Source organism: Micromonospora pisi, assembly GCF_003633685.1.
Lineage (GTDB): Bacteria > Actinomycetota > Actinomycetes > Mycobacteriales > Micromonosporaceae > Micromonospora_G > Micromonospora_G pisi.
This window is the reverse complement of the sequence record NZ_RBKT01000001.1, coordinates 1,354,485-1,371,945: the sequence shown is the minus strand read 5'-3', so window position 1 is coordinate 1,371,945 and position 17,461 is coordinate 1,354,485. Positions and strand designations below refer to the sequence as shown.

General features: G+C 70.0%; 13 protein-coding genes. 8 read left to right on the top strand and 5 right to left on the bottom strand.

The window, feature by feature from the left end; genetic code table 11:
* The first annotated feature begins 72 nt into the window (after window positions 1-72).
* The 7 genes from BDK92_RS05150 to BDK92_RS05120 all read left to right on the top strand — a co-directional run bounded on the left by BDK92_RS05150 (window position 73) and on the right by BDK92_RS05120 (window position 7,642).
* Complete coding sequence (locus BDK92_RS05150) at window positions 73-1,038, top strand: MurR/RpiR family transcriptional regulator (protein WP_121155081.1); 966 nt, start codon at window positions 73-75, stop codon at window positions 1,036-1,038.
* Window positions 1,035-1,784 (top strand): sugar isomerase domain-containing protein, encoded by a 750-nt coding sequence (locus tag BDK92_RS05145; RefSeq protein ID WP_121155079.1) that lies wholly within the window; start codon window positions 1,035-1,037, stop codon window positions 1,782-1,784. The genes BDK92_RS05150 and BDK92_RS05145 overlap by 4 nt, the downstream gene beginning before the upstream one ends.
* Window positions 1,785-1,829: 45 nt before the next feature.
* Window positions 1,830-3,263 (top strand): N-acetylglucosamine/diacetylchitobiose ABC transporter substrate-binding protein, encoded by a 1,434-nt coding sequence (gene ngcE, locus BDK92_RS05140; RefSeq protein WP_121155076.1) that lies wholly within the window; start codon window positions 1,830-1,832, stop codon window positions 3,261-3,263.
* A gap of 14 nt (window positions 3,264-3,277) precedes the next feature.
* Window positions 3,278-4,186 carry a carbohydrate ABC transporter permease gene (locus BDK92_RS05135; RefSeq protein ID WP_121155074.1) on the top strand — a complete coding sequence of 303 codons (909 nt, stop codon included), beginning with the start codon at window positions 3,278-3,280 and terminating at the stop codon, window positions 4,184-4,186.
* On the top strand, window positions 4,186-5,121 hold the full coding sequence (locus BDK92_RS05130) for a carbohydrate ABC transporter permease (protein ID WP_121155073.1): 936 nt from the start codon (window positions 4,186-4,188) through the stop codon (window positions 5,119-5,121). The genes BDK92_RS05135 and BDK92_RS05130 overlap by 1 nt, the downstream gene beginning before the upstream one ends.
* 132 nt (window positions 5,122-5,253) lie before the next feature.
* Window positions 5,254-6,924: a bifunctional 3'-5' exonuclease/DNA polymerase gene (locus BDK92_RS05125; protein WP_121161651.1), complete on the top strand. Its 1,671-nt coding sequence runs from the start codon at window positions 5,254-5,256 to the stop codon at window positions 6,922-6,924.
* A gap of 118 nt (window positions 6,925-7,042) precedes the next feature.
* The gene (locus BDK92_RS05120) at window positions 7,043-7,642 is read left to right on the top strand and encodes a nucleotidyltransferase family protein (RefSeq protein ID WP_121161649.1); all 600 of its coding nucleotides are present in this window, start codon (window positions 7,043-7,045) and stop codon (window positions 7,640-7,642) included.
* 26 nt (window positions 7,643-7,668) lie between these two features.
* On the opposite strand, the gene BDK92_RS05115 is transcribed toward BDK92_RS05120, so the two are convergent.
* The 5 genes from BDK92_RS05115 to BDK92_RS05095 all read right to left on the bottom strand — a co-directional run bounded on the left by BDK92_RS05115 (window position 7,669) and on the right by BDK92_RS05095 (window position 14,629).
* Window positions 7,669-8,076, bottom strand: coding sequence for a peptidase inhibitor family I36 protein (locus BDK92_RS05115; protein WP_211349090.1), 408 nt, complete (start codon window positions 8,074-8,076; stop codon window positions 7,669-7,671).
* Between the two features lie 241 nt (window positions 8,077-8,317).
* Window positions 8,318-9,127, bottom strand: a complete 810-nt coding sequence (locus tag BDK92_RS05110; RefSeq protein ID WP_121155072.1) for a metal-dependent hydrolase — start codon at window positions 9,125-9,127, stop codon at window positions 8,318-8,320.
* A gap of 155 nt (window positions 9,128-9,282) precedes the next feature.
* Window positions 9,283-10,929: a serine/threonine-protein kinase gene (locus tag BDK92_RS05105; RefSeq protein WP_246016829.1), complete on the bottom strand. Its 1,647-nt coding sequence runs from the start codon at window positions 10,927-10,929 to the stop codon at window positions 9,283-9,285.
* A gap of 150 nt (window positions 10,930-11,079) precedes the next feature.
* The gene (locus BDK92_RS05100; protein WP_121155069.1) at window positions 11,080-12,411 is read right to left on the bottom strand and encodes a glycosyltransferase family 4 protein; all 1,332 of its coding nucleotides are present in this window, start codon (window positions 12,409-12,411) and stop codon (window positions 11,080-11,082) included.
* Window positions 12,412-12,694: 283 nt separating this feature from the next.
* On the bottom strand, window positions 12,695-14,629 hold the full coding sequence (locus tag BDK92_RS05095; RefSeq protein WP_121161645.1) for an amylo-alpha-1,6-glucosidase: 1,935 nt from the start codon (window positions 14,627-14,629) through the stop codon (window positions 12,695-12,697).
* Between the two features lie 53 nt (window positions 14,630-14,682).
* On the opposite strand from BDK92_RS05095, the gene BDK92_RS05090 reads away from it, so the two are divergent.
* Window positions 14,683-17,406 (top strand): MGH1-like glycoside hydrolase domain-containing protein, encoded by a 2,724-nt coding sequence (locus tag BDK92_RS05090; protein WP_121155067.1) that lies wholly within the window; start codon window positions 14,683-14,685, stop codon window positions 17,404-17,406.
* Window positions 17,407-17,461 lie beyond the last annotated feature (55 nt).

Below are 17,461 nucleotides of genomic sequence, written 5' to 3'. Positions count from 1 at the left end.
CCTTGACACAGAGGGGGTGTTAGTAAGAACTTTTACCACTAACAGTTAACACTCTTTCCGGAAGGCGTTCACATGGTCGATCACGAGGTGGATACCGCCGCGCGAACCGCGGTGGTCGACGCCGAGGCGTTCGACCGGCGACTCGCCGCCGGACTCTCCCCGAGCGACAGCGTCCTGGTACGTGTCCGCGCCCGGCTGCCGGAGTTCACCGGCGCCCTGCAACGCGTCGCCGAACAGGTGCTCGCCGACCCGGCGACCGCCGCCCGCTCCACCATCGTCGAACTCGCCGAACGCAGCGGCACCTCACCGGCCACGGTAACCCGGTTCTGCCGCGCGATGGGCTTCGAAGGCTACGCCGACCTGAGGCTGGGCATCGCGGCGGAGACCGGCCGGGCCCGGTCGGCCGGCTGGACCGTCGACATCGGCCGGGAGATCCAACCCGGCGACCCGCTGGAACGGGTGCTCGGCCAGATCATGGCCGCCGACACCCGGGCCATGCACGACACCGCCACCCTGCTCGACCTGCGGGAGGTCGAGCGGGCCGCCGAGGCGGTCGCGGCGGCGTCGCGGGTGAACATCTTCGGCGCCAGCGGCAGCGCACTGGTCGGCGCCGAGATGCAGTTCAGCCTGCACCGCATCGGCGTCGCCGCGTGGTCCTGGCACGACGTACACGAGGGTCTGGCCAGTGCGGCGCTGCTGCGCGACGGCGACGTCGCGCTCGGCATCTCACACACCGGTGAGACCCGGGAGACGATCGAGATGCTCGCCGAGGCGGGCAGCCACGGCGCCACCACGATCGCGCTGACCAGCTTCCCCCGCTCACCACTGGCCGAACTCGCCGACATCGTGCTGCTCACCGCCAGTCAGGCGACCACCTTCCGGCCGGACGCGCTCTCCGCGCGCCACCCCCAACTGGTCGTCCTGGACCTGCTCTACATCGCGGTGGCGCAACGGACCCACGACCGGGCCCACTCGGCGTTCCAGCGGACCGCGCGGGCCGTCGGCGGACACAAGGCCGCGAAGGAGGTACGGGGATGATCAGCATGCAGGGGTACGCCGAGGCGGTCCGCCCGGTGCTCGACCGGCTGCTCGACACCTCCGCCGACGGGGTGGGGCGAGCCGCCGACCTGATCACCGCCAGCCTGCGCGCCGGCGGCGTGCTCCAGGCGTTCGGCGCCGGCCACTCCGGGGCGTTCGCGGCCGAACTGGTCGCCCGCGCCGGTGGCCTGGTCCCGACCAACCAGCTCTCCCTGCGTGACCTGGTGCTCTACGGCGACGCGTCGCCGGAGGTGCTCGGTGACCCCAAACTCGAACGCGACCCCACCATCGCCCACCAGATCTACGCGCTCGCGGCGCCGCAGCCCCGCGACGTGTTCGTGGTGGCGTCCCAGTCCGGCATCAACGGCTCGATCGTGGAGTTGGCGAGGCTGGTGAAAGAACGCGGTCACGACCTGATCGCGGTCACCTCGGTCGAGCACACCGCACGGGTGGCCCCACGGCACCCGTCGGGCCAACGGCTCGCCGACATCGCCGACGTCGTGCTGGACAATGGCGCGCCGTACGGTGACGCACTGCTGCCGCTGGACGGCGGCGGCGCGGTCTGTGCGGTCTCCTCGGTCACCACCACGCTGCTGGCGCAGCTGTTGACCGCTGAGGTCGTGCGACGGTTCCACGTCGTGGGAGAGGTACCCCCAATTTACCGATCCACGAACGTCCCCGGCGGGGACGAGCACAACACCGCCCTGGAGTCGCGGTACGCCGGGCGTATCCGGCGGACCGCCTGACCCCGACCTTTTGTGGCGACGACGAAACCAACCGAGGAGACGAAGATGTCTGTAACCCCCGACAGCCCGTCGGATCTCACCCGCCGCATCGTCCTGCAGCGGGCGGCGGCGGCCGGCCTGCTCGCGGTGCCGGCCGCGGGTCTGCTCAGCGCCTGCGCCACCGGCGGTGACGGCGAGACCCAGGAGCAGAGCGAGGGCACCAAGACCGCCGAGAACCCCTTCGGTGTCAAGGAGGACGCCGCGCTCGAGGTGATCATCTTCAACGGCGGCTACGGCGACAAGTACGCCACCGACGTGCACGAGCCGCTCTACAAGAAGAAGTTCCCGAAGGCGGAGATCAAGCACGAGGCCAGCCAGGCCATCTCCACCGTGCTCCAGCCCCGGTTCGCGGCCGGCACCCCGCCGGAGTTCGTCAACAACTCCGGCGAGAAGTCGCTGGACTTCGGCGCCCTGGTCGCCGATGGTCAGCTCCAGGACCTGACCGACCTCTGGGACGCGCCGTCGGTCGACGACCCGTCGAAGAAGGTCCGCGACACGGTGGTCCCCGGCACCATCGACGTGGGTTCCTTCAACGGCAAGCCGTACGTGCTCTACTACGTCTCCACCGTCTTCGGCCTCTGGCACTCCGGCAAGCTGTTCAAGGACAACGGCTGGGCCCCCGCCAAGACCTGGGACGAGTTCGTCGCCCTGCTCGACAAGATCAAGGCCAAGGGCGTCACCCCCTTCGGGTACGCGGGCGCGAACGCGGCGTACTACATGTGGAACGTGATCCTCACCCACGCCGCCAAGATCGGCGGGCCGGAGGTGCTGAAGAACATCGACAACCTGGAGCCGGGCGCCTGGACGGCGGAGCCGGTCAAGCAGGCCGCGGCGGCCTGGGCCGAGATCGGCGCCAAGTACATCGACAAGAGCTTCGAGGGGCTGAAGCACACCGACGTCCAGCTGCTCCAGAACCAGTACAAGGTCGGCTTCTACCCCAGCGGTGACTGGCTGGAGAACGAGCAGGCCAAGGACACCCCGCCCGGCTTCGAGTACCAAATGCTGCCGATCCCGAGCCTGACCGCCTCGGACAAGCTGCCGGTCGGTACGGTCCGCGCCACCGCGGCCGAGGGCTACTTCGTCTCGGCCAAGAGCAAGAACCCGCGCGGCGCCATGGAGTACATGCGCCAGATGCTCTCCGTCGAGGGCGCCAAGGGCTTCACCAACGTGGTCAAGTCCGCCACGGTGGTCACCGCCGCCTCCTCCGGGTACGCGTTCCCGCCCGGTGTGGCCAGCTCGCAGGGGGCGCTCGCCGCCGCCGGCCAGAACGTGGTGAACCTCTTCTTCGACGGCTGGTACAAGGAGCTGGACACCGAGGCCCGTACCGCGACGAACGAGCTGATGTTCGGCCGCATCAAGGCCGACGCCTTCTGCGAGCGGATCCAGAAGAAGGCCGACGCGATCAAGGCCGACTCGTCCGTCACCAAGTTCAAGCGCTGATCGGAGCGTAGGTCATGCGGCACGGCAAGTACCCATTCGTGATCGGCTTCCTGGCCGCTCCGGTGCTGTTGTATTCGGTCTTCGTGATCGCCCCGTACGCCCAGGCGTTCCAGATCTCGATGACCAACTGGAGGGGATTGTCCGCCCCGCAGTGGGTGGGCTTCGACAACTATCGACAGTTGGTCGAGGACCACCGCTTCTGGCAGGCGATCCAGCATCACCTGGTACTGCTGATCGCCCTGCCGCTGATCACGATCGCCATCGCCCTGTTCTTCTCGTTCATGCTCAACGTGGCGGGCAAGAGCAGCGGCGGCCAGCGGACGGGGGTCTGGGGTTCGAAGTTCTACCGGGTGGTGTTCTTCTTTCCCCAGGTCCTCGCCGTGGCGATCATCGCGGTGCTGTTCCAGACGGTCTACCGGCCGAACGAGTCCGGCCTGATCAACGGCGTACTGATGAAGATCGGGCTGGATCCGATCCTGTTCCTGGTCAACCCGAACATCGCGCTCTGGTCGATCCTCGGGGTGCTGGTCTGGCAGGCGGTCGGCTTCTACGTGGTGCTCTTCTCGGCGGGGATCGCCTCGATCCCGGGTGAGATCTACGAGGCCGCCGAGATGGACGGCGCCAGCCGGGTCACGCTCTTCTTCCGGGTGACCCTGCCGCTGCTCTGGGACACCCTCCAGGTCGCCTGGGTCTACCTGGGCATCGCCGCGTTCGACGCGTTCGCGGTGGTGGCGGTCCTCTCGGTCGACAACGGCGGTCCGGACGGGGCGACCACGGTCCTGGCGCTGGAGATCTACCGCAACGCCTTCACCTACTCCAAGTACGGGTACGCCTCGGCGATGGGTGTGGCGCTGTTCTTCCTGACCATCACCTTCGCAGTGTTCACGCTGCGGGTAACCAAGCGGGAAAGCGTCGAGTACTGATGGGTACACAGCTGACCACGACGAGGACCGACCAGCCGGACGGTCCGAACCCTCGACCTCTCCCGCCGGTGGAGCAGGCACGCCGCGGACGACGCACCGGCCGTGGCGAGGTGAGTCTGCTGGGCGGCATGGGCCACCTGGCGCTCTTCTTCTGGGCCGTGATCGTGGTGGTGCCGATCATCTGGGTCTTCCTGGCCTCGTTCAAGAACACCACCGAGATCTTCAGCAGTCCCTGGACCCTCCCGGCCGAACTGCGCTGGGAGAACTGGGGCCGGGCCTGGACCACGGCCCGGGTCGGGCGTTACTTCCTCAACAGCGTCATCGTGGTCGGCTGCAGCACGTTCCTCACCATGCTGCTCGGCTCGATGGCCGCGTACGTGCTGGCCCGGTACAAATTCTGGGGCAACCGGTTCATCTACTACCTGTTCGTCTCCGGACTGGCCTTCCCGGTCTTCCTGGCCCTGGTGCCACTCTTCTTCGTGGTGCGCAACCTGGGCCTGCTCAACACGCACACCGGCCTGGTGCTGGTCTACACCGCCTACTCGCTGCCGTTCACCGTCTTCTTCCTGGTCGCCTTCTTCCGGACGCTGCCGCTCTCGGTGGCCGAGGCGGCGATGATCGACGGTGCGTCACACACCCGGCTCTTCTTCCAGGTCATGCTGCCGATGGCCAAACCCGGCATGATCAGCGTGACGATCTTCAACATCATCGGCCAGTGGGCCCAGTACCAGCTACCGCTGGTACTGCTCTCCAATGCCAAGGACAAGTGGGTGCTGACCCAGGGCATCGCCGACATCTCGGTCAACGCCGGATACGAGGCGGACTGGTCCGGCCTCTTCGCCGCGCTCACCATCGCGATCCTGCCGATGATCATCGTGTACGCGATCTTCCAGCGGCAGATCCAGAACGGGCTGACCGCCGGCACCGGCAAGTGAGCCGTACCGGCAGGTGAGTCGTACCGGCAGGTGAGTCGTACCGACGTACGGTAATTCGCGTCGCACTGCCCGGCCCAACCGATCAGGACTGTCGGTGGGGCCGGGCAGAATCGGTTCGTGCTGGTGGCGGTGATGCCCGACGAGGGCGGCGGGGGCGAGTGGCGGCCCCTGCACCCGGACGGACGCCCGGCCGGCCCGGCCGAGCCGGTCGCGGACCTCGCCGCCGCCGTCGCCGAGCGGGAACGGCGGGAACACCCGCGTTGGATCTGGTCGGCCACCTCGTCGGCCTACCCGGCACTGCACCGGGCCGGGGTCCGGGTGGAGCGCTGTCACGACATCGAGCTGACCGAGGCGCTGCTGCTCGGCCACGCCGGCCGGTGGGGCGAGCCGCGCTCGCTCGCCGCCGCCTGGGCCCGGCTGACCGGGGCGCCGGTGCCGCCCGATCCGACCCCCCGCGCGGCGGTCCCCCCGGGCAACGGTCAGGCCGCCCTCTTCGAACCGGTCTCCGACGCCCCGACCGCCGACCTGGCCGCGCTGGTCGCGGTCTACGCCGACCAGCACTCCCGGATCGAGGCCACCGAGCACCCGGGTCGGTTCCGCCTGCTGGTCGCGGCCGAGTCCGCCGGGGCGCTGATCGCGGCCGAGATGGGTGCCGACGGCCTGCCCTGGCGCGCGGACGTGCACGACGACCTGCTGGTCGAGTTGCTCGGGGAGCCGTCGCCGATGGGCGGGCCGCCGCGCCGGCTGGCCGAGCTGGCGGCCCGGATCGCGGCGGCGTTCGGGGTCCGGCAACTGCACGCCGAGTCGCCGGCCGAGGTGCTGCGGGCGTTCGCGCGGGCCGGGATCGAGCTGCCCAACACCCGGGCCTGGGTGCTGCGTGGGGTGGACCATCCCGCCGTGCCGCTGCTGCTCGAGTACAAGGAGCTGTACCGGATCTGGACCGCGCACGGCTGGGCCTGGCGGGACGCCTGGGTGCGCGACGGGCGGTTCCGGCCGGAGTACGTGCCGGGCGGCGTCGTCTCCGGTCGGTGGGCGACCCGGGGCGGGGGAGCGTTGCAGATCCCCAAGGTGGTGCGCCGGGCGGTCCGGGCCGACCCGGGTTGGCGGCTCGTGGTCGCCGACGCCGGGCAGTTGGAGCCCCGGGTGCTGGCCGCGGTCTCCGGTGACGTCCGGCTGGCCGCCGCCGGTGGTGCCGGTGACCTCTACGCGGCGCTCGCCCGGGACGCCTTCGACGGCGACCGGGCGCGGGCCAAGCTGGCCCTGCTCGGCGCCATGTACGGCCAGACCGGCGGCTCGGCGATCCCGGCGCTGGCCGTACTCCGACGCAGCTATCCGACCGCCTTCGGTTACGTGGAGGCGGCTGCCCGCACCGGCGAGGCGGGTGGGCTGGTCCGGTCGTGGCTCGGGCGTACCTGCCCGCCGTCCTCGGTCGGGGTCGGCGAGGACGGGGAGCCGGTGGATGTCGAGTCGCGGCCGGAGACCGATCCGTTCGGGCCACGGGCCCGCGCCGTCGCCCGCTCCAGGGGCCGGTTCACCCGCAATTTCGTGATCCAGGCGACCGCCGCCGAGTGGGCGCTGACGCTGCTGGCCGTACTCCGGGGCACGCTGGCCGGCTCCGCCGCGCAGTTGGTCTTCTTCCAACACGACGAGGTGCTCGTGCACTGTCCGGAGGAGGAGGCCGACGCGGTGGTGGAACGGGTGCGGGCCGCCTCTGACCGGGCCGGGCGGCTGCTCTTCGGAGACAGCCAGGTCCGCTTTCCGGTCGACGTCTCCGTGGTTGATTGCTACGCTGACGCGGCGTAGCTGCGATTTTGTCCCTTTGGTGCCGATACCTCAGCCTTCACCGTTCGTTGGGTCCGGTGTGCGTACGACGTAGGTCGACGCCGGGCGGAAGGTGACGCAGCTGAGTCGGATCGCAGGAATGATCATCGCCGCGGGCGGGGGACGCCGGATCGGTGGCCCGGAGGCGTTGCTGCACCAGGGTGAGCGGCCACTGGTGGATCAGGTGCTTGACACCGTACGAGATGCCGGGTGTGACCCGGTCGTGGTGGTCCTCGGGGCCGCAGCCGATCAGGTACGCACCACCGCCGACCTCTCCGACGCCACGGTCGTGGTGAACCGGTCCTGGGGTACCGGCATGGGTTCCTCGATGCGGATGGGTCTGGACGCGCTCAGCGACCCGGAGATCGAGGCGGTGGTGGTGGTGCCGGTGGACATGCCTGGCCTGACCAGCGTGGCGATCCGTCGCGTGACCGCGCTGCCGTACCCGGACGTGCTGGTCTGCGCGACCTACGCCGGACTACGCGGTTACCCGATGCTCTTCGGTCGACGACACTGGGCCGGCATCGCCACGCTGGCCAACGCCGACGTCGGCGCGCGCCCGTACCTGCTCGCGCACAAGCACCAGATCGTCGACATCGCCTGCGACGAGGTGGCGGACGGGAGCAGGGTGGACTCGCCCGAACTGATGGCGCACTGGGGCCTGACCGTACCGGTGCCGGCCCAGCGGGTGGCGGTCTGATCAGACCCGACCGTGCGACGCGGCGATCAGCACGCGTTGGTCCGCCAACGGTGCGAGCGCAACGTCTCCCGGATGTCGTTCATGAACCCGCCGTTCTGCGCGAGACACCCGTAGGTTCCGGTGTAGTTCGCTCCCGAGTAGAAGAACACGGACCGGTAGCTGGTGCTCTGACCCCGGTTCATGGCCGACCGCACGACCTGGTTGTCCGCCCACGAACACACCACCGGCGCGCTGTACCAGTCGGCGTCGGCGTTGGCCCAGTTGCAGATCGACCCGGTCGCGTCCGAGCCGCTCCAGACGCAGAAGTCTCCGACCGGGCACTCCCCGACAGCCGCCGCGTAGGCACGTTCGGCAGACGAGGCGGCCTGTGCGGGCGCAGCCGCGCCGATGACGAGTAGTGACATCAGACCGAGTACGGCGACGAGTTTGCGCACGGCTCCCACGATGCTTCCCCCATTGGGTCGTTGGTCGACAGCGACCGGATTTGGCGCTGACGTAGCGGGATGATACACGTAAATACATCGATTGATCATCCCGCCGGGTGGGGTCGGGAGCGGGCCGTCAAGCACGAAGGACGGCGACGCCGCGCGTCGCCGTCCTTCGATGTACACCCGTTCCGGGCTTACCTGCCGCCGACCCGGCCGAAGTGGCCCAGCTCGGCGACACGTGCTCGCATCACACCTCGATGTTGAACCGGGAGAGCACCGACGGTGCGATCAGACCTGCTGTGGCGAGCAACGAGACCACGGTGAACGCGACCCGCAGCACCTTGGTCTCGACCTTGCCGCCGACCTCCACCGCGATCTTGTTCGGGAGGCCGATCATCCACCACATCCGACGCTTGATCGGAATGGGCCAGAGGATCGGTACGCCCGCGCTGGTGATGAAGTCGCCCATGATGTGGACGAAGCAACCCACCCCGACCGCCACCCCGAGCATCGGATAGCCCCGGTCGCCGGGCAGGTGCAGGAAGGTGAAGTACGCCGCCGCCGCCGAGATCAGCGTGACGATCACCCAACCGGCCCGCTTCGCCCACTCGTCGAAGAGTCCACGCAGCGCCAGCCCGATCATGAAGAACAGGATGCCGATGACCGCCCACTTGCCGTACGCGGTGCAGAGGGCGGTGGTGCCCCACCCGATCAGGAAGGTGAAGGGCAGTGTGTGCGTCAGCGTCCGGTGACCGTTCTTACGATCGGGGTCCTTGCTCAGCTTGGTCGCGTGGTAGACGCCGAGCGAAATCTTCTCCATCACCTCGGCGAAGAAGAGCGACACCACGCCGAAGGTACGGGCCACAGTCGCGCCACCCTGGTTGCGGGTGACCTTTCCGGACATGTCGAGGTCGGGAAAGAGCGCCCCGCCGGCACAGACCGCGGTGCCGACCGCGATCGCCAGTGGCGACTGCTCGTAACCGGCGAACTGGTACAACCCCCAGGAACCGGCGAGCCAGACCGCGGCACCGGACAGTGCATGGGACGGTCCCATCATTTTGTGCGTCCTCCCCAGGATCACCCCACGTAGCGCGATCACTCTGCCAAACCCGCCGCCCCTAGGCAATCACCGGGACCCTCCAATCGGGATCCCGACGGTGACGCTGCTCTCGACGGCCCCGGGCGGCGGCACGTCGCCCGGGAGCGGGCCGACTATCCGGCCGGCCGGAAGCTGAGTCGGATCATCGGCAGGTACACCTGGTTCACCTGCCAGTCGAACTCCGGGGTCAGCCAGGCGATGGTGTACGCCCGGCCGGCGGAGGTGCGGAACAGCACGCGGGTGGTGTGTACTTGCCGGCCGGCGGCGTTGGTCCACCGGCACTCCCACTCGGCGCCACCCTGGTGGAAGTCGACCGGCCCGATGTTCACCAGACCGTAACCGGGCAGGGCGCCCCGGTCGGTGAGTCGGGACTCCTCCGACCGCCAGTACGCCTCGGCGTCCTCGACGGGCGGCGCCGACGGGTCCACACTGAGCACCCGGGGTCCGTCCGGCTCCTGGAAGCAGACCACCGGCCCGTCGGTGAAGACCCGCCAGCCGACCGGGGCGGCGATCCGGAAACCACTCGGGTCGCCGTACCAGGTCCAACCCGGCACGAGACCGTACCGTTCGTCTGCCGGCGGTGGCGCCTCGGTGACCCGGGTGGGTGCGTCCGAGGGCGCGGAACAGGGAAAGGCCGGCCCCGCCAGCAGGGGTCGGGGTGATGCCCCGGACGGGTCGACCGGGCCGGCCGGGCCGGGCGCCGGCCGGGCCATGTCCCGCCACGCCTGCACGGTCAGTGCCGTACCGAGCGCCGCGACCAGGACGAAGCCGAGGCCGATCGCGGTGGTCGCCCGCCAGCCGGGCCGTGGCCCGGGCGGGGTCGGCAGATCGGTGTCGGTCATCTCGCCCGGGGACGGGTCCGCCGTCCCCGGACCGGGATCGCCCGGAACCGCCGACGGATCGGTACGACGCGGCCGGGTCAGCGTCTGCCGCAACGACTTCGGTCCGGCGTCGGTGATCCGGCGCAGCAGCCGATCGACCTCCACCGCGGTGAGCCGCTGTCGAGGGTCGCGGCGGAGCAGGCCAGTCAGCACCGGGCGGAGTGGGCCGGCGCGTTGGGCCCGGTCCGGTGGCGCCACCGCGAGCGCCGTCAGGGTCGCCATGGCGGTGGACCGGGCGTACGGCGACCGCCCCTCCACCGCCGCGTAGAGGGTGGCGCCGAGTGACCAGAGGTCCGCCTCCACGCTGGACGTACCCTCGGCGGCCCGCTCGGGGGCGACGTACTGCGGGGAGCCGAGCACGATGCCGGCGCGGGTCATCGCCCCGTCGCCGCCGTCGATGGTGGCCAGCCCGAAGTCGGTGAGCACCACCCGCCCCTCGTCCGAGATCAGTACGTTGTGCGGCTTGACGTCGCGGTGCAGCACCCCGGCCCGGTGGGCGGCGCGCAGCGCGGCCAGCACCTCGCGACCGATCTCGGCCACCCGCAGTGGGGGGAGTGGCCCGTCGGTCGAGAGCACCTCCTGCACCGAGCGGGACCGGACGTACTCCATCACGATCCACGGGGTGTCCCCGGTGTGGATGACGTCGTAGACGCGTACGACATTGGGGTGGTTGAGCCGGGCGGCGGTACGCGCCTCGCGCAGCGTACGCAGGCGCAGGTCCTCACGCTCGGCCTCGGTCATCCACTCCGGCGGCACGACCTCCTTGACCGCCACGTCGCGGTGCAGCATCTCGTCGCGGGCGAGCCAGACCCGGCCCATTCCACCCCGGCCGACCGGTTGCAGCAGCCGGTACCGCCCGGCGATGAGCACCTGCTGCACGTCATGATCCCCCATCCGCTACCCGCCGTAAACGATAGCTAGCCGATGAGTGGTTGGACATCCTCCGGACCAGTGAACCGATCTGTGCCCAGCGGCGGTCCCGCCGGTCGGAGTGATCCGCCCGCGTCCATGTACGACCTGGTCAGCGGGTCAGCAGGCGGCTCCGTTCAGGGCGAGCAGGTTCCCTTCCGGGACCACCATCCGGGTCCGGGCGCCGGTCCGGCCGACCGAGCCGCGTTCCGGTGCCGAGCCGGCCTCGCGTACGGCACCGGCGTAGGTGGCGGCGGTGCGCGCGGCAATGGCCGACCAGCCGTACCGTTCGCTGACCATGCTCCGGGCGCGGCGGGCGACCCGACGGGCGAAGATCCCGTCGGCGAGGAGTGTGTCGACCGCGCCGGCCAGCGCCTCCGGGTCACTGTGCGGGAAGGTCACCCCGGTCACGCCCGGCTCGACGATCTCGGCGAGCCCGCCGGTGGCGGCGACCGCGAGCGGGGCGCCGGCCGCGGCGGCCTCCAACGCGACCATGCCGAACGGTTCGTAGAGGCTGGGTACCACGGTGGCGTCGGTGGCGCCGAGCACCGCCGGCAACTGGCTCTCGTTCATGAAGCCCACGAAGTTGACCGTCTGGTCCAGACGCAGGTGGTCGGTCTGCTGCTGCAACTCGCCCCGGTACGGCCCGTCGCCGGCGATCACCACCCGCAGTCCGGGGTGCCGCTCCCGCAGCCGGGGGATGGCGTGCACCAGGTGCTGGACGCCCTTCTCGTAGACCAGGCGGCCGGCGAACCCGATCAGCGGTCCGTCACCGGCGAACCGCGCGCGGGCCGAGGCCACCGCCCGTGGCTTGGCGTGCCAGGCCCGGTCGTCGACTCCGTTGGGGACGACGTCGATGCGGGTGGTGGGGAGGTTGAAGAGGTTGTTGACCTGGTCGCGCATGTAGCCGGAGCAGGTGATGACGCGGTCGGATTCGTGGCTGAGCCACCATTCCATGGAGTGGATGGAGCGGTTCATGTCGCCGGGGAGCCAGCCTTGGTGTCGGCCGGCTTCGGTGGCGTGGATGGTGGTGACGAGGGGGATGTCGAGGTGTTCTTTGAGGTTGATGGCGGTGTGGGCGACGAGCCAGTCGTGGGCGTGGATGACGTCGTAGCCGGTGCTGGTGTGGTGGGCGCGGAGGGCGGCGCGGGTGAGGGTGTGGTTGAAGGCCATGGTCCAGGCCAGGAGGGAGTCGGTGGCGAGGGGGAAGGTGACGGGGTCTTCGGGGGCGCGGATGACGCGGACGCCGTCGGCGTATTCCTCGAGGGGTGCGTCGTCGCTGTGGCGGGTGATGACGGTGACGTCGTGGCCGGCGGCGGCGAGGGCGATGGAGAGGGCGTGGACGTGTCGGCCGAGTCCGCCGACGAGGACGGGTGGGTATTCCCAGGAGAGCATCAGAATCCGCTGCCGGCGGGCGGTCCGGATGTCTATTACCTCGGCGTTCGGCGACATGGTCCGGCCTCCAAGTCTGTGTGGGGCATGCACGGGTAGGCACCTGGGAGGGTGCCGCGACACGTCCTTTGGGTTGTGGCCAATCCTGCCGGTACCGAGATAACCAGCGAAGACGTGGCCGTTGCGGTCATGTAACGGGCATCGGTCAGCTTTGTCCAGACCGGGAATGAGGTTTTGTCAGACGGATCGAAATATGTGCATCGATTACGTGGAAGATGCGCGTCGGACTGGTTGCGCGGATGTGTCGGCGGTGTGGCGGTGGAACGTATACGCGGTCGGAAACTCAGCTCCGGCGGACGCGCAGCACCTCGCCCACGGACCACGCTTGGAATGGGCACCCGGTGGCCGTGTGCGGTGGTAGGCCGTCTGCCGTCTCGCTTACCGAGCCTAGGCCAAACTCGGGCAAATGAGAATCTATGCCGATCAACATTTCATCAGTCGACATTCCCGCTCGCCGACACGCGTCCAGCCAGGACCCGATCATCCACGGCCAGACGGTGCCCTGGTGGTACGCGCCGTCCCGCTCGGCCGGGCCACCCCCGTGCCGGCCGAGGAAACCGGGACTGTCCTGGGCCAGGCTGCGCGGGCCGAGCGGGGTGAGCAGCGCCGCACCGATCTGCCGCAGCACCGCCGGGTCCGGCTTCAGTGGCGCGTACGGCAGCGACCAGGCGAGCAGTTGGTTGGGGCGGAGCAGGTCGTCGTCGTGCAGGGTGGCGCCACCCAGCGGGTAGGTCGGTGCCGGTGCGTCGACCACGTCGTAGAGCCAACCGACCGGGCTCGGGAACCGGCGCCGGAACGACTCCAGCGCCTGCTGGTGGGCCCGGGGTGCGGCACCGGCGTCCTGTTCGAGCAGCCCCGCGAGGGACCCGACAGCGGCCAGCGCGTTGATCCAGAGCGCGTTGACCTCCACCGGTTTGCCTGCCCGGGGAGTCACCGGGATGCCGTACACCCGGGCGTCCATCCAGGTCAGTGCCTCACCGCCGGCGCCCTGGGTGAGCAGCCCGTCGTCCGGGTCGGCGTGGATGCCGTACCGGGTGCCGGCGAGGTGGCCGTCGACCACCGTGCGCAGCGCCGGCAGCAGTTCGTCGGCGAGGTCGGTGTCCGAGGTCAGCTCGACGTGCCGGGCCACCGCGTGCAGGAACCAGAGGGTGGCGTCGGCCGTGTTGTACTCCACCCGGCCGGTGTCGGCGGTGTTCGCCAGCATGCCCTCGGAGAGCGTCGCCGCGTACGCGCGCAGCAGCTCGCGCCCCTCGTCGGCCCGCCCGGTGTGCAGGAACAGCCCCTCGTACGCGGTCATCGTGTCCCGCGACCAGGCGCCGAACCACGGGTAGCCGGCCACCACGTCCGGCCCGGTGCCGGTCCGCACCACGAACGCGTCGGCGGCCAGGGCGAGGGTCGCCTCCACCGGGCCGGCCGGCTTCGCCGCCGCCACCACCCGCCGGTTGCGCCGCCGGGCCTCGGCGACGATGTCGGTCGCCGGCGGTGGCTCCTCGGCCAGGTCCTCGGCCCAGGCGAGTACGGAGACGGTGTCGCCGGGGCCGGTCAGCTCGCCGCTGAACGTGCCGGCGTGCCAGAGGTCCTCCTCGGCGAGCAGTCCCCGGGCGGCCTCCTCGCGGTGGTGCACCCCGTGCCACCACTGACCGACCGGTTTCCAGCCCGGTCCGGAGAGCCGGTACGCCCCCTCGACGACCGCCCCGTCGGCGACCGGTTCGACCCGGGGCGCCGGCCCGTCCGCGCGCCGCTCGGCGTGCGCGTCCCGCCAGGTGCACGCCGCCGCGAGGGTGAGCCGTACCGGGCCGCCGGAGATCAGCCGGTGGACCACGGCGACGCAGGAGCGCCCGTACGTCATCGCCAGCTCGCGTTCGATCACCAGGTCACCGACCCGCCAGCGCCAGCGGGGGAGCCCGTCGACCAGTTCGAAGCGTTCGAGCAGTTCGAAACCGCGCGGGTCGACGTCGCCGGAACGCCACTCGTGGGTGGCGAGCCGGACCTGCGCGCCGGAGGGGAAGATGATCGCCGCGTCCAGGCTGACCAGGCCGAGCCGGCGGGTGGCCGGGGTCTCCCCGGCGACCACCAGCAGCCCGTGGTAGCGCCGGGTACGCAGCCCACTGACCGTGCCCATCGCGTATCCGCCCCGGCCGTCCGGGACCAACCACTCCCGGCTGGCACCCGCGCTCAACTGGCCGCAGACCTGTGGACCGAAGCCGATCTCGATCAACGTTCCTCCCGAGAGTCGCCCCACGAGGGTGTCTGTAACACGCTCCAGGAACAATGGCGAGTGTGGTCAAGTTCGTGCGAGGGATCTTCCGACGGAAGATCGGGAAAGTGGAGGTGATCAGCGACGTGCCGGCCGCCGCAGACCCGGGAGACGACGCGGAGCGGACCCGGTTGGCCCAGGCCGACTCGGGCGAGCAGGCCTGGCGACAATGGGGTCCCTATCTGTCGGAGCGGGCCTGGGGAACGGTCCGCGAAGACTACAGCGAACACGGTACGGCCTGGGACTACTTCCCGCATGATCATGCGCGCTCCCGTGCCTACCGGTGGAACGAGGACGGTATGGCCGGCGTCTGCGACGACCGGCAGACGTTCTGCTTCGCCCTCGCACTGTGGAACGGCGCCGATCCTATCCTCAAGGAGCGGATGTTCGGGCTCGGCAGCGACGGTGGCAACCACGGCGAGGACGTCAAGGAGTACTGGTGGTACCAGGACTCCACGCCGACCCACTCGTACATGCGCTGGCGTTACCACTACCCGCAGGCCCGCTACCCGTACGACGATCTTGTCTCGGTCAACGGTCTGCGCGGCCGGGACGAGACCGAGTACGAACTGGTCGATACCGGGATTTTCGACGACAACCGCTACTGGGCGGTGACGGTCGACTACGCCAAGGCGTCACCGACCGACATGTGCGTGTTGATCACGGTCGCCAACCGGGGCGATGAGGAAGCCCGGCTGCACGTCCTGCCCACCCTCTGGTTCCGCAACACCTGGGCCTGGGGCCTGCCCGGTCGCGACGCCGTCCCGACGATCACCGGCGCGGACGCCCGGCTCGTCGGCGAGCACGGCATCCTCGGCCAACTCGTCCTCGCCGGCGACGGCGAACCCACCCCGCTGCTCTGCGACAACGAGACCAACGCCGAACGGCTCTGGGACCTGCCCGGCCGCAGCCCATACCCGAAGGACGGGATCAACGACCACGTGGTCTCCGGTGCGGCGACGGTCAACCCGGCCGGCGAGGGGACCAAGGGCGCGCTGCACTACGTACTCGACGTGCCGGCCGGCGGGCAGGCGGAGATCCGGCTACGGCTGACCCTCACCGCCCCACCGCCGAGCACCGCCCCGGCCCCGGCACTCGAGCTCGGCACCGACTTCGAGACCACCCTCGCCGCCCGCCGGGCCGAGGCCGACACCTTCTTCGCCCGGATCATCCCGGACACCGTCCCGGCAGCCGAGGCGCACGTCGCCCGGCAGGCCATCGCCGGACTGATGTGGGGCAAGCAGTTCTACCACTTCGACGTGCAGCAGTGGCTCGACGGCGACCCCGGCTCGGCACCCCCGCCACCCGGCCGCCGGCACGGGCGCAACAGCGCCTGGTGGCACATGAACAGCTTCGACGTCATCTCCATGCCCGACCCCTGGGAATACCCCTGGTACGCGGCCTGGGACCTGGCCTTCCACTGCGTCACCATCGCCCGGGTCGACCCGGGCTTCGCCAAGGCCCAACTGGTCCTGCTGCTGCGTGAGTGGTACCTGCACCCCAACGGGCAGATCCCGGCGTACGAGTGGGCGTTCGCCGACGTCAACCCGCCGGTGCACGCCTGGGCGGCGCTGCGGGTGTTCGAGATCGACGGCGGGCGCGACTTCGACTTCCTCGCCCGGGTCATGCACAAACTGCTGCTCAACTTCACCTGGTGGGTGAACCGCAAGGACGTCAACGGCAACAACGTGTTCGAGGGCGGCTTCCTCGGGCTGGACAACGTCGGACCGTTCGACCGCTCGGCCGCGCTGCCGGTCGCCGGGGTGCTGGAACAGTCCGACGGCACCGGCTGGATGGCCATGTACGCGCTCAACCTGCTCGACATGGCGCTCGCCCTGGCCCAGCACGACCCCACGTACGCGGACATCGCCACCAAGTTCTTCGAGCACTTCGCGTACATCGCCGGGGCGGCGTACAAGCAGGGGCTCTGGGACGACGAGGACTCCTTCTTCTACGACCAGCTCCGCCTCCCCGACGGCAGCAAGGTCCCGCTGAAGGTCCGCTCGGTGGTCGGCCTGCTGCCGTTGGCCGCCACCACCCGGCTCAGCGCGAAGACCCTGCACCGGCTGCCGGAACTGGCCGCCCGGCTGCGTTGGTTCCTCACCCACAAACCGGAGTACGCCGACGTGCTCGGCGCCCGCCGGTTGGCCCCGGACGGGCGCCAGCAGCGGCTGCTCTCCATGGTCGGCCCCGACCAGGTGGTACGCCTGCTCGCCCGGATGCTCGACGAGGAGGAGTTCCTCTCCCCGTACGGACTGCGTACCCTCTCCCGACAGCACCTGGACAAGCCGTTCACGGTGTCGCTCGGCGGGCAGGACTTCACCGTCGGGTACGAGCCGGCGGAGTCGACCAGTGGCCTGTTCGGCGGCAACTCCAACTGGCGCGGCCCGATCTGGATGCCGACCAACTTCCTGCTGATCCACGCGCTGCGCGACTACGCCGCCTTCTTCGGCGACGACCTGCTGATCGAGTATCCGACCAGGTCCGGGGTGAAACGTACGCTCGGCGAGATCGCCGACGACCTCTCCCACCGGTTGATCTCGCTCTTCGTACCGGACGACTGGGGCCGGCGCCCGATCTACGGCGCCTGCGACCTGTTCCAACGCCACCCGGACTGGAAGGACCTGATCGCCTTCCCGGAGTACTTCCACGGCGACAACGGCGCCGGCCTGGGCGCCTGGCACCAGACCGGGTGGACCGCCCTGATCGCCGACCTCATCCTCACCACCCGCCGGTAAGGAAGGGCCCCCTGTTATCGCTTTTTGTATAGGAAGGGGCCCTTCCTAACCGGGC

Bases quoted from the DNA above. Each gene is read 5' to 3' on its own strand.
- BDK92_RS05150 (WP_121155081.1), top strand. From the start codon at position 73: ATGGTCGATCACGAGGTGGATACCGCCGCGCGAACCGCGGTGGTCGAC.
- BDK92_RS05145 (WP_121155079.1), top strand. From the start codon at position 1,035: ATGATCAGCATGCAGGGGTACGCCGAGGCGGTCCGCCCGGTGCTCGAC.
- ngcE (WP_121155076.1), top strand. From the start codon at position 1,830: ATGTCTGTAACCCCCGACAGCCCGTCGGATCTCACCCGCCGCATCGTC.
- BDK92_RS05135 (WP_121155074.1), top strand. From the start codon at position 3,278: ATGCGGCACGGCAAGTACCCATTCGTGATCGGCTTCCTGGCCGCTCCG.
- BDK92_RS05130 (WP_121155073.1), top strand. From the start codon at position 4,186: ATGGGTACACAGCTGACCACGACGAGGACCGACCAGCCGGACGGTCCG.
- BDK92_RS05125 (WP_121161651.1), top strand. From the start codon at position 5,254: ATGCCCGACGAGGGCGGCGGGGGCGAGTGGCGGCCCCTGCACCCGGAC.
- BDK92_RS05120 (WP_121161649.1), top strand. From the start codon at position 7,043: ATGATCATCGCCGCGGGCGGGGGACGCCGGATCGGTGGCCCGGAGGCG.
- BDK92_RS05110 (WP_121155072.1), bottom strand. From the start codon at position 9,127: ATGATGGGACCGTCCCATGCACTGTCCGGTGCCGCGGTCTGGCTCGCC.
- BDK92_RS05100 (WP_121155069.1), bottom strand. From the start codon at position 12,411: ATGTCGCCGAACGCCGAGGTAATAGACATCCGGACCGCCCGCCGGCAG.
- BDK92_RS05090 (WP_121155067.1), top strand. From the start codon at position 14,683: ATGGCGAGTGTGGTCAAGTTCGTGCGAGGGATCTTCCGACGGAAGATC.